Annotated in this window: 16 protein-coding genes; 9 read left to right on the forward strand and 7 right to left on the reverse strand. The window is 68.7% G+C overall.

The window, feature by feature from the left end:
- Window positions 1-306: hypothetical protein (locus Q7P21_RS16255; RefSeq protein ID WP_304177927.1), on the reverse strand; the 306-nt coding region annotated here is incomplete at its 3' end.
- 151 nt (window positions 307-457) lie between these two features.
- On the opposite strand from Q7P21_RS16255, the gene Q7P21_RS16260 reads away from it, so the two are divergent.
- The 7 genes from Q7P21_RS16260 (at window position 458) to Q7P21_RS16290 (ending at window position 4,324) form a co-directional block, all read left to right on the forward strand.
- Complete coding sequence (locus tag Q7P21_RS16260) at window positions 458-1,279, forward strand: sterol desaturase family protein (protein WP_304164893.1); 822 nt, start codon at window positions 458-460, stop codon at window positions 1,277-1,279.
- A gap of 58 nt (window positions 1,280-1,337) precedes the next feature.
- On the forward strand, window positions 1,338-1,751 hold the full coding sequence (locus Q7P21_RS16265; protein ID WP_304164896.1) for a LuxR C-terminal-related transcriptional regulator: 414 nt from the start codon (window positions 1,338-1,340) through the stop codon (window positions 1,749-1,751).
- A 114-nt stretch (window positions 1,752-1,865) separates the two neighbouring features.
- Entirely contained in the window at window positions 1,866-2,408 is a 543-nt protein-coding gene (locus tag Q7P21_RS16270) for a DUF4199 domain-containing protein (protein ID WP_304164899.1), read from the forward strand.
- A 226-nt stretch (window positions 2,409-2,634) separates the two neighbouring features.
- The gene (locus Q7P21_RS16275) at window positions 2,635-2,889 is read left to right on the forward strand and encodes a hypothetical protein (protein WP_304164902.1); all 255 of its coding nucleotides are present in this window, start codon (window positions 2,635-2,637) and stop codon (window positions 2,887-2,889) included.
- Window positions 2,890-2,966: 77 nt separating this feature from the next.
- Window positions 2,967-3,356 carry a glycine zipper 2TM domain-containing protein gene (locus Q7P21_RS16280; RefSeq protein ID WP_304164905.1) on the forward strand — a complete coding sequence of 130 codons (390 nt, stop codon included), beginning with the start codon at window positions 2,967-2,969 and terminating at the stop codon, window positions 3,354-3,356.
- Between the two features lie 8 nt (window positions 3,357-3,364).
- Window positions 3,365-3,823, forward strand: a complete 459-nt coding sequence (locus Q7P21_RS16285) for a hypothetical protein (RefSeq protein WP_304177929.1) — start codon at window positions 3,365-3,367, stop codon at window positions 3,821-3,823.
- A gap of 114 nt (window positions 3,824-3,937) precedes the next feature.
- On the forward strand, window positions 3,938-4,324 hold the full coding sequence (locus Q7P21_RS16290) for a hypothetical protein (RefSeq protein ID WP_304164910.1): 387 nt from the start codon (window positions 3,938-3,940) through the stop codon (window positions 4,322-4,324).
- A 49-nt stretch (window positions 4,325-4,373) separates the two neighbouring features.
- Here the strand turns inward: Q7P21_RS16290 and Q7P21_RS16295 are convergent, their stop codons facing one another.
- Window positions 4,374-5,069 carry a VIT family protein gene (locus Q7P21_RS16295; protein ID WP_304164913.1) on the reverse strand — a complete coding sequence of 232 codons (696 nt, stop codon included), beginning with the start codon at window positions 5,067-5,069 and terminating at the stop codon, window positions 4,374-4,376.
- Between the two features lie 70 nt (window positions 5,070-5,139).
- Entirely contained in the window at window positions 5,140-5,520 is a 381-nt protein-coding gene (locus Q7P21_RS16300; RefSeq protein WP_304164915.1) for a nuclear transport factor 2 family protein, read from the reverse strand.
- Window positions 5,521-5,647: 127 nt separating this feature from the next.
- On the opposite strand from Q7P21_RS16300, the gene Q7P21_RS16305 reads away from it, so the two are divergent.
- Together Q7P21_RS16305 and Q7P21_RS16310 are read left to right on the forward strand one after the other, a co-directional pair.
- A complete protein-coding gene (locus Q7P21_RS16305) occupies window positions 5,648-7,069 on the forward strand; it encodes an alginate export family protein (protein WP_304177931.1) in 1,422 nt (473 codons plus the stop codon).
- Window positions 7,070-7,154: 85 nt separating this feature from the next.
- On the forward strand, window positions 7,155-7,943 hold the full coding sequence (locus Q7P21_RS16310; protein WP_304164920.1) for a hypothetical protein: 789 nt from the start codon (window positions 7,155-7,157) through the stop codon (window positions 7,941-7,943).
- A gap of 20 nt (window positions 7,944-7,963) precedes the next feature.
- On the opposite strand, the gene Q7P21_RS16315 is transcribed toward Q7P21_RS16310, so the two are convergent.
- The 4 genes from Q7P21_RS16315 to Q7P21_RS16330 all read right to left on the reverse strand — a co-directional run.
- Complete coding sequence (locus Q7P21_RS16315) at window positions 7,964-8,893, reverse strand: HNH endonuclease (protein ID WP_304164922.1); 930 nt, start codon at window positions 8,891-8,893, stop codon at window positions 7,964-7,966.
- 75 nt (window positions 8,894-8,968) lie between these two features.
- Complete coding sequence (locus tag Q7P21_RS16320) at window positions 8,969-9,211, reverse strand: type II toxin-antitoxin system RelE/ParE family toxin (RefSeq protein WP_368670109.1); 243 nt, start codon at window positions 9,209-9,211, stop codon at window positions 8,969-8,971.
- Between the two features lie 17 nt (window positions 9,212-9,228).
- Complete coding sequence (locus Q7P21_RS16325; RefSeq protein ID WP_304164924.1) at window positions 9,229-9,408, reverse strand: antitoxin; 180 nt, start codon at window positions 9,406-9,408, stop codon at window positions 9,229-9,231.
- A 162-nt stretch (window positions 9,409-9,570) separates the two neighbouring features.
- The coding region (locus Q7P21_RS16330; protein ID WP_304177933.1) for a M24 family metallopeptidase at window positions 9,571-10,230 on the reverse strand (660 nt) is incomplete at its 5' end.

Below are 10,230 nucleotides of genomic sequence, written 5' to 3' on the forward strand. Positions count from 1 at the left end.
CGCCCACACCGCCAACAGCGTCGGGATCCGCAGGGCCAGGTCCGACCGCCCGGCCAGCCCGCTCCACAGCCGCTCGATCAGGTAGAAGGCCGGGCCGTTGGAATCCAGATAGACCTGCCGCCAGAAGCTCGCCCCGTCGGGGCGCGAGACGATGGACAGGGTGAAGGCCTCGTCGAACCACAGGGGCTCGGTCATGGCGAACGCCAGCCGCGCCGCGCCCAGCAGCAGGGCCGCCAGGCCAAGGGCCACGGCCGCCAGCACCATCGGCCTCGCGTTCCAGGTCGGCGCCTGCCTCTGATCGATCATCGCCCGCCCCGCGTCCATCCGCTCGGACACCCCTCGGCGCCCAGGGTTATCAAGAGGTTAAGCCTAGGCCTTCGTGCGCCACTTAAGACTTGCGTAGAGTCTCTCGGGCTAGGTTCGTCGCCAGGATTTCCGATCGGACGCGAGCCCCAGAATGTCCCTGCCCCCGGCCCTCGCGGCCTATCTGAACCAGGCCCTGGAACTCGGCCTGATGGCGCTGGGGTTCTTCATCCTCTCCCTGATGGTCAAGGGCGCGCGGGCGATTTCAGACGCCCGGGCCGCCGCCTCCGAGACCCGCAACAACCTCGCCCTCTATGTGCTGGACACCCTGACTGTCGCGCCTGCCCTGACGCTGGCCACCGCCACCCTCTACGCCCTGATGCACGCGCCCGGCGCGGTCTATGCCGGCGAGGTGGTCTGGGCCCGGATCGGGCCGATCGGCACGGGGATCGCCGCCATCGCGATCTGCGACTTCCTCGGCTACTGCAATCACCGGCTCTATCACACCGCCCTGCTCTGGCCGTCCCACGCCATCCACCACAGCGACACCAAGCTGAGCTGGCTCAGCCTGTTGCGCATGCATCCCTTCGACCGCCTGGGCACCCTGATCGACCTGCTGGGCATGGTGGCGCTGGGCCTGCCCGACTGGGCGGTCATCCTGGCCGTGGCCGTGCGCCACTACTGGGGCCACATGATCCACGCCGACGTGCCCTGGACCCTGGGCCCGCTGGAGAAGGTGTTCATCTCCCCGGCCATGCACCGCTGGCATCACGCCCTGGAGCAACGGGGTTCGGGGGTGAACTTCGCCACCGTGTTTTCGCTCTATGACCGGCTTTTCGGCACCTATTACGCCCCCGGCCCCTGCCTTACCCCCACGGGGATCGATGACGAGGTCGCCCCGGGCGTGATCGGCCAATATCTGCACCCCCTGCGGACCTGGTTCCCGGTCCTCAGGACCCCCGCCGCCGCAAGCTGATCACCGGCCCGGGCGTCGCGACGGTTGACCCCCGCCCCAGATGCCGCACCATCGGCTCATGACCCGCACGGTCCTCATCTGGGCGCTGATCCTGGCCGCCGGGGCCTTCGTCCTGCGCTGGATGGAATATCAGTATCTGGCCCGGGTGTTCTCCTGGCGGATCTATGTGGCGGTCATCGGCGCCGCCTTCGCCGCCGGCGGGGTCTGGGTGGGATGGAAGCTGGCCGCCCGGTCACGCCCCGCACCGTTCCAGCGCAACCTCGCCGCCCAGGCCGCCCTCGGCGTCACCGGCCAGGAAATGAAGGTGCTGGAGCAACTGGCCGCCGGTCGCTCCAACAAGGAGATCGCCCTGGCCCTCGGCCTGTCGCCCAACACCATCAAGACCCATATCGCCAACCTGTTCGCCAAGCTGGACGTGGCCCGCCGCACCCAGGCCCTGGGCAAGGCCCGCGACCTGCACCTGATCCCCTGATCACCCCTTTGGACGGGTCAGACCGTCGAATTCACCCTTTCGGGCGATACCGTGGGCCTCGCCCAATGGTCAGGCTTGGGTCATCTTGAACCCCGCGCTCCAGGGAGCCCCGGCATGACCCGCTATATCCTCACCTACGGCCTGATCTCGGGCCTCGTCGTCATCTTCGGCATTCTCGGCACGATCCTCGCCTCCCATGGCGGCCCGCCCCATTCCGACCTCTGGCTGGGCTATCTGATCATGCTGGTCGCCCTGTCCGCGATCCTGGTGGGGGTGAAGCAGTATCGCGACCAGGTGCTGGGTGGCGTCATCGGCTTCGTCCCGGCCCTGGGGCTCGGCCTGGCCATCGCTGCGGTCGCCGGCCTCGCCTATGTGGCGGTCTGGGAGGTCTATCTGGCCGTCACCCACTACGCCTTCATGGACCTCTATATCGCCCAGGCCCTGGCGGCCAAGCGCGCCGCTGGCGTCACGGGCGCGGCCTACGCCAAACTCGCCGCCCAGATGGAGATCATGCGGGTGCAGTACGCCAACCCGCTCTACCGCCTGCCCATGACCTTCGCCGAGATCTTCCCCGTCGGCCTGGTCATCGCCCTGATCAGCGCCGCCCTGGTCCGCAACCCGAAGTTCCTGCCGGCGCGGTCGCGGCCGGTCAGCTAGAGCGCTGCTCCCCCTCTGGGGGGCTGTCGGCGAAGCCGGCTGAGGGGGCCGGCCCGAAGGGACGGACGCTGCTTGTCCGCCCCAACCGCCCTCGAGAGAGGGCGGCCCCCTCAGCCCCTCCGGGGCAGCTCCCCCACGAGGGGAGCAGCGCGTTCCCCCCTTCCCAAGGTCCCATTCCAGGCGCATGATTTCCCCAAGGGAAATCAGAACAATGGGAGGAAACCTTATGGCGTCCGAGTTCCCGATTCACACCCCCGAGGTCCTGGACCACGAGCGCGCCTACCATGCCTTCAACATGGTGCTGCGATGGTCGATGCTGCTGCTGGCGACCCTCATCTCGACCCTCACCCTCTGGTTCGCCACCCCCGTCGGATTCTGGGGCGCGGCGCTGATCGGGGCCGTGGTCTTCGCCCTGGGCTATGTCTTCCTGGTCCGCCACGAGGCCCATCAGCCCCTCGACGTCTGGACCGAGGGCCGCTGAGGCCGACCCGTTTCTGACGGCCACGCATCCCTTCACCGTCCCAGGCGTTGGTTCGCTCAGGAACGGAGACCACTGCTATGCGACGTATCTTGATGATGGCCGGGCTGGCTGTGCTGATCGCCACGCCTTCCCTGGCCCAGGCCAGGACCTATTGCGACCAGAACGGCCACGACCGGCGCGTCGCCGGAACCGTGCTGGGCGCGGTCGGCGGGGCCCTGATCGGCAACGCGGTCTCTCACCGCAACGGCGCCCTGATCGGCGGCCTCGGCGGCGCCGTGGTCGGCAATCAGCTGGCCCGCACCAAATGCTACAATCGGCCCCAGGCCGCCTATCGCAGCAGCGGCCGGGTCTATGCCCGCCCCTACAACAGCGAATATGTCCAGGCCGGCAACTGCCACATCGAGTCCCGCGCCTATTACGACGACCGCGGCCAACTGGTCCAACAGCCGACCCGCGTCTGCGAATAGGCGTGGCCATGACCCCCGTCCGCCTGCTGCCCCTGGTCGCGCTCATGGGGCTCGCCGCCTGCGGTGAGCCCGTCGCCAAGGGGATCTGCACCCCCTTCCCCAACGCGACCGCCGCCACGGCCTCCGGAGCTCCGGCTCCGGCCACAGCCGCCAGCGATCCGGCCGCGCCGGTCGAGGATTGCGTGCATCGCTGGGCCTACAGCCTGGCGGGCGCGAAGGACTCCGCCGACCAGGTGGCCCTGGCCACCGTCGCCGCCTGTTCGGGCCAGCTCTCCCGCTGGAACCAGCAGGCCATGGCGCCCGCGACCGGGGCTTCCACCCAGGCCGAGGCGGTCAGCCTGATCACCGGCGATCCCACCGGCCCGATCGCGGCGCACCACGACTTCGCCGCCTCCCGCGCCCTGTTCTATGTCGTCCAGGCCCGGGCCGGCCATTGCGCCCCGCCACCGCCGCCCAAGCCGGGCTAGAGCCTACCTCCCCAGGCGCGCGCCGGATGCGGCGGCGTCCCCGAATGCAAGCTCTCTGATCTACCGAAGCGCGATCTGTGGCGCTATGATCCTGGGGCGAGCATGGAGGAAGACATGGCCGAAGCCCTGCGTGAGGTGCCGCCCTATTTCAAGACCAAGCTGAGAACCTGGGTGCGCTGGCAACAGGCGTTCGGCGCCGTGAACGCCAGCCTGGGCGGGACCTCGGTTGTCTGCTCCGTGCTGATTGGCGCCAATACCGCCAAGCCATTCATGGACGCGCCCTGGGCCATGACCTTGTCTGCGGCGGCGGCCCTGGCCACCTTCCTGGTCAGCATCCTCAACGCCAAGCAATACAACATCGCCTTTGAGCAGGCGGCGCGCGAGCTGGAGGCCGCCATCGCCATCTACCGGGTGGATGACAGCGTCGCCCTGCGCACCCTGGCCGACGCCGAGGTGCGCGGCCTGGCCTTGCTCAATCGGACCCGACCCGACAAGTCTTGATCCCGGGACATGGCGGGGCTTCGTCGGCCCCGTTCACTGCCGCACTCACCTAGCCCGCCGCCACCCCGAACAGGGCCCCGACCCCGGCGGTGAGGGCCATGGCGAAGGCGCCCCAGAAGGTCACCCTCAGGGTGGCTTTCAAAACTCCCGCCCCGCCGGCCCGGGCGCCCACCGCCCCCAGCAGGGCCAGGAACGCCAGCGACGCCGCGCTCACCGCCCAGGTCAGCCCGCCCATCGGGGCCACCGCCGCCACCGCCAGCGGCAGGGCCGCGCCCACGGAAAAGGTCGCCGCCGAGGTCAGGGCCGCCTGCACCGGCCGCGCGGTGGTGTGTTCGGAAATGCCCAGCTCGTCGCGGGCGTGGGCGGCGAGCGCGTCGCCGGCCATCAGCTGGTCGGCCACCTGCCGCGCCAGCGCCAGTTCCAGCCCCCGGCTCACATAGATCTGGGCCAGCTCCTCACGCTCGGCCTTCGGATCGGCGGCCAGCTCCCCGCGCTCGCGGGCCAGGTCGGCTTCCTCGGTGTCCGACTGCGAGCTGACCGAGACATATTCCCCGGCCGCCATCGACATGGCCCCGGCCACCAGCCCGGCCAGGCCCGCCACCAGCACCGGCTGGCGCGACGCGCTGGCCGCCGCCACGCCAACGATCAGACTGGCCGTCGAGACGATCCCGTCATTGGCCCCCAGCACGGCGGCCCGCAGCCAGCCGATCCGCGCCACCAGATGCCGTTCCATATGCCGCGCCATGCGAGATCTCCGTTAAAGCTCTGCCCGGTCTAGTCGTTCAGCCGTCCCGCCGCCCCGACCCGGATCAAATTCAGCCCCGCGCCAGCATCTCGCCCATCTTCTGGTGCAGCATGTTGATGGCCTTCAGCGGCCGGACCATCACCTTGAAGCGGGTGATCCTGTCGGCCTCGTCCCACCAGATCATGTCCACCCCATTGACCGCGATCCCGTCGAGGTCGCAGGCGAACTCCAGCACCGCCGAGCGCTCCGCGGTCCATTCGCCCAGATAGCGGAAAGTCCCATTGTTCAACAGCGACATGGCGCTCGCCAGATACTTGGCGGTGATCGCCTTGCCGACCTGGGGGGTGTGCACCACCGGGCTCTCGAACACCGCCCCCTCGGCCAGCAGGTCATCGAGGCCGGCATAGTCGCGCGCCTCGATCAGGGCGTGCCAGGCGTGCAGGGCGGTCATGGGCGAAACTCCGGCTCAGGTCTGACCGCAGCGTACCAATTGTCGCGGGACGAGGCGAATGGGCTGGTTGGACCTTGGCCTTGCGGCCCGGCCGTGCTTCTCAGCCCCCTCAAGTGCGGGGACGGGCGTGGCGGCGACGAGGATCATCTGGCGTGGAGCGCTCAACGCCCTGGCGGGGCTTGGGCTGGCGACGCTGCTGCTGGGGACAGCCGCCCGCGCCGCCACCGACCCGCTCGAGGTCCGGCCTAACCGCTGGGAAGAGGACCACGCCGCCCTGGCGACCCGCGCGATCCCGCTCAAGGGCCTGGAGCGGCTGAATTACCTGCCGCTCGATCCCGATCGCCCAGCCGGGATGAGCCCCATCTGGATGAGTGTCGGCGGCGAGCTGCGCGAGAAGGTCGATCTGATCCGCGATTCCCAGGTCGGTCTGTCGCCGATCCCCGCCTATGACACCGCCACCAGCCGCGCCTATCTGCACGCCGACCTGCATCTGGGGCGCAAGGTGCGGCTGTTCGGCCAGCTCAGCTGGGCCGACGAGGGCGGCCGCAGGGGCGCCGACCGTTCCTATGACGAAAGCGGCGTCGATGTTCAGCAGCTGTTCGTCGACCTCTCCCCCAACCGCCAATCCCGCCTGCGGCTAGGCCGCCAGGAGCTGCCGCTCGGCGACCAGCGCCTGTCGGAGGTGCGCGAGACCTATGACCTGCGCCGCAGCTTCGACGCCGCCCGCCTGGACTTGACCAGCCGGGGCGGGACCGTGCTCACCGCCTTCACCGCCCGGCTGGTCACCAACCATCCCGGCCCCTTCGACGACCGCGACCAGCCCGGCGAGCGGTTCCAGGGCCTCTACGCCGCCGTGCCGGTCGCCGGCGCTGGCGCCGGGATCGACCTCTTCTGGCTGGAGCGCCAGCGCCGCGCCTCGACCTATGCCGAAGGGACCGCCCCGGAGCGGCGCGAGACCTTCGGTGTCCGCGCCCACGGGGCCGGCGGCGGCGGCTTCGACTACAATCTCTATGGGCTCGCCCAGACCGGCCGCTTCGGGGCCAGCGACATCCGCGCCTGGGCGGCCAGCGCCGATCTCGGCTGGACGGCCCAGGGCCGGGCCTGGACGCCGCGCTTCAGCCTGCGCGCCGATGTCGCCAGCGGCGACGCCCGCCGGGGTGACGGCAAGCTGGGCGGCTTCGACGCCCCCTACCCCAACACCTCCTACCTCTCGACCAGCAGCGCCTATTGGCCGGGCAACGCCTGGTCGGTGTTCCCGCTTCTCACCGCCAGGCCGCGCCCGAGCCTGACCCTGTTCCTCGGCGCCCAGTCCATGAGCCGGATGTCCAAGGCCGACGCCTTCTACTATTCGGCCCAGTCGCCGCTGGCCCTGCCCACGGGCCACGGCCAGGTGATGATGCGCCAGGTCTATGGCCGCGCCCGCTGGGAGCCGGTGCGCAACCTGACCTTCTCCGCCACCCTCATCCGCCAGTTCGCCGGCGACCCGGTCCGCGCCCGAGGCGGCCACGACGGCTCGATCATCTCCCTGGCGACGGACTGGAAGTTCTGAGGGAGGCCTCTCCGCGAACGGGCTAGCCCAACCCTGGGGCGAATGGCAGTATCCTCCTGCAATCGCGCTATCCGGGGGGATCACCATGGCCGCCATCGCCGAAACCATGCCGCTTGAGCCGCAACAGGACGACCGGGGCTTCTTCCTCGGTGGGGCCATCGCCATGGCCGCGACCATCGTCCTGGGCTTCTCGATCAATCTGGCGACCGGGCGCTCCAGCTTCGCCTCGCCGCTGATCGTCCACGCCCACGCCCTCACCTTCATGGGTTGGGTGGTGATCTACCTGGCCCAGAACGTCCTGGCCAAGTCTGGGAACCTCGCACTGCACCGGCGGCTCGGATGGCTGGCGACCGGCTGGGTGGTGCTGATGCTGGTCATGGGCTGCGCGGTGTCCGCCTTCGACATCCGGACCGGGCGGGTGCCGTTCTTCTTCCAGCCCCTTCAGTTCCTGGTGTTCGATCCCCTGAGCCTGATGGCCTTCGCCGGCCTGACCTGGACTGCGGTCGCCCTGCGCAAGCGCACGGACTGGCACCGGCGCCTGCACTTCTGCGCCATGGCGATATTGGTCGGGCCGGGCGTGGGCCGCATCCTGCCCATGCCGTTCCTGACCCCCTGGGCCTGGGAAGCCGCCTTCCTGGTCTGCCTGCTGTTCCCGCTCGCCGGCGTCATCGCCGACCTGCGCCGCACCGGCCGCGTCCATCCCGCCTGGGGCGTAGGCCTGGCCGTCACCTTCGGCATGCTCATAGGGACCGAAGCCATCACCTACAGCCCGCTCGGCGCAGCCCTCTACAAGGCGGTCGCCGCCAACTCCCCCGGCGCAGCCATCGCCCCCCTGGCCTTCCCGGCGCCCCCCGGGCCGCCGCCGGGGGTGTGAACGGCATTCGCAAAAGATGCCTAGTGAGCCGAGGCGAACCGCTCACGGTGCCGCGCCATATAGCTAGGATGCGGCCTCAGTCGCTCGTCCTTGGGGAGATGAATTCGATCCATCTGTCGGGCGAACAGCGGCAACAACTCGCTAGGCACGCGGTTGTGCGCCACGAGCAACTCGTAGCTGTCGGTTAGAGAGATCAGATGCCGGTCGAATAGCCAGTGGACGGTGCCGGACAAGGCCAAGCCGTTCTGCACCACATCTGGCCCGCCATCGGCTACGGGCACAATATGCGCCGCCTGGACCTCCGACTTGCCACCGCCATTGATGATCTTCAGCCCCGTCACAGCGCATCGATCCTCATAGGCCTCACAGATCTGACGCCGAAAATTGGCGTCGCGGATCTTGCGATTGACCAGCATCGCCTCGACCCGACGCACCTGATCTGCGCCGGACGCCTCGTCGAGTTCGAAGACGGCCTGCTCCACATCCGACAGGCCTGCCAGCCCAAGTCGGATTGCATTGTCGGGCTTGAGCGTCTCGATCAGCCCCTCACGGATGATGGCGGCGAAGTCCATATCTGAAAGCGGCCGCATGGCCTGTCCCTGAACGCCAGCGCCCACTCGGCTTGGATCGGAAATCGCCCGCAGCGGAGCTTCCCAATATCCGTCCGGTCCGGCGAACGGGACAGGCCGATCGAACGGCAAGAAGGTTGCTGTATCGATCACCGCATAGGCGTGATTTGGCAGGGCCGGATCAGGCTGGATACGGGCGACTCGTGCGGCGGCGATATAGGCCCGCCGTCCGCCGTTTCGCTGCGGTTCCCGATAGACGATCCAGTCACCAACTGTCGCGCGCGCGACGTCCATATAGTTGCTTCGCGTCGGGAAGTGATACCGACCCATGATTTCGTCGTCGTAGCCAGAGTTTGGCTTCGTATCGAAGACAGCCTTCACGCGGTGCGCTCGCCCATGGGACAACCCTAAGGGTGAGCTGCCCATTTACTCAAGGTGGAAGGCGAACCTTCGCTGTCAGTCAGGCGCCCGCGCGCCGTGGCGAATGGTGATGATCTCCACCACGTCGCCCTTGATCCGATAGCGGATCAGATAAGGCGCGATCGTGGCCAGTTCTCGCCGCCCCTTCGGGATGACTCTCCCCCGCAGCGGACTTTCATCCAGCGCATTGGCCGCGTTGAACAGACGAAGCGCATATCTCTGAGCAGCGAGGGGACTGAACAGACCGATATAGGCGCGGATCGCCTCAAGGTCGGCCAATGCCCGCTTAGTCCATACTACTTGAACCAATGGGCGGGGGCCGGCCTTTCGTCGGGCGTTCCCCAGGTCTTCAGCCAAGCGGCGACTTCCTCATGGGGAACGACCCGACCGGCGTCAGCGTCCGCCTCGCCTTCGAGCATTGCACGCTCATCGGCCTCGGCGTCGATCTCATCAAAGAGGGACGGCTCGGGTTTCATGCGAAAAGCCTAGCACGACAAAACGTGAACATCCAGAGGTGGCGTCGGCCCCTCCCGCCGCTCAATGGGAAAGTCCCGTTCGTGCTTTTCGTGCTTTTCGTGGTCAAACCTTAGGGTGCGCGCGCCCCACAGCCCCGTTCGTGAGGTTCGTGGTTCCCCCGCCTACCCCACACCGTCCGCGAGCAGCGCCTCGCAGAACCCGCCCCAGCGGCCGCCGGGCTCCACCAGGTGGATCTCCAGGATCCAGTAGCGGACGCGACCATCAGCGTCCCTGTCCCGCATGGGCCACACATTGACCGGGGCGATCAGCGACTCCTCCCGCCCGCCGGGGAAATCCGTGTGCGGGAACTCGCCGACCATGTGGCCGGCGATGGTCCCGCCATAGCGCCAGCCGCGCCGCTCGGCCGCCCGGTGGGCCTCGGCATAGAGCTCGGCCCCGGTGATGTCCGGATGGGCGCCAAAGTAGGCTGTCAGCTCCTCGAACACGGCGTCGAGGTCGGCGACCAGGCGCAGCTTCTCGCGGTCATCCCCCAGCACGAAGCAGCGGCCATAATCGGCCTCCCAGTCGTCGAACACCGGACCGAAATCCAGGAACACGACGTCGCCCTCCGCAATCACATGCTCCGGCGGGTCGTCGTAATAGGTCGCCACGGTGTTGGGCCCGGCGCGGACCACCTTCTTGTGCCAGTGGGTCTTCACCCCGAACCTGGCCGCCGCCAGCTCATGGATCTCCTGGCTGAGTTGCGTCTCGCTGACGCCGGGCCGCAGCAGCCCCCCGTCCCGGGCCGCCGCGAACAGGGCCGCAGCCTTGTCCTGCGCGGC

Source organism: Phenylobacterium aquaticum (genome assembly GCF_947378715.1).
GTDB classification, from domain to species: Bacteria; Pseudomonadota; Alphaproteobacteria; order Caulobacterales; family Caulobacteraceae; genus Phenylobacterium; species Phenylobacterium aquaticum_A.

Coding starts and splice junctions, on each gene's coding strand:
- Q7P21_RS16260 (WP_304164893.1), top strand. CDS start 458: ATGTCCCTGCCCCCGGCCCTCGCGGCCTATCTGAACCAGGCCCTGGAA.
- Q7P21_RS16265 (WP_304164896.1), top strand. CDS start 1,338: ATGACCCGCACGGTCCTCATCTGGGCGCTGATCCTGGCCGCCGGGGCC.
- Q7P21_RS16270 (WP_304164899.1), top strand. CDS start 1,866: ATGACCCGCTATATCCTCACCTACGGCCTGATCTCGGGCCTCGTCGTC.
- Q7P21_RS16275 (WP_304164902.1), top strand. CDS start 2,635: ATGGCGTCCGAGTTCCCGATTCACACCCCCGAGGTCCTGGACCACGAG.
- Q7P21_RS16280 (WP_304164905.1), top strand. CDS start 2,967: ATGCGACGTATCTTGATGATGGCCGGGCTGGCTGTGCTGATCGCCACG.
- Q7P21_RS16285 (WP_304177929.1), top strand. CDS start 3,365: ATGACCCCCGTCCGCCTGCTGCCCCTGGTCGCGCTCATGGGGCTCGCC.
- Q7P21_RS16290 (WP_304164910.1), top strand. CDS start 3,938: ATGGCCGAAGCCCTGCGTGAGGTGCCGCCCTATTTCAAGACCAAGCTG.
- Q7P21_RS16295 (WP_304164913.1), bottom strand. CDS start 5,069: ATGGCGCGGCATATGGAACGGCATCTGGTGGCGCGGATCGGCTGGCTG.
- Q7P21_RS16300 (WP_304164915.1), bottom strand. CDS start 5,520: ATGACCGCCCTGCACGCCTGGCACGCCCTGATCGAGGCGCGCGACTAT.
- Q7P21_RS16310 (WP_304164920.1), top strand. CDS start 7,155: ATGGCCGCCATCGCCGAAACCATGCCGCTTGAGCCGCAACAGGACGAC.
- Q7P21_RS16325 (WP_304164924.1), bottom strand. CDS start 9,408: ATGAAACCCGAGCCGTCCCTCTTTGATGAGATCGACGCCGAGGCCGAT.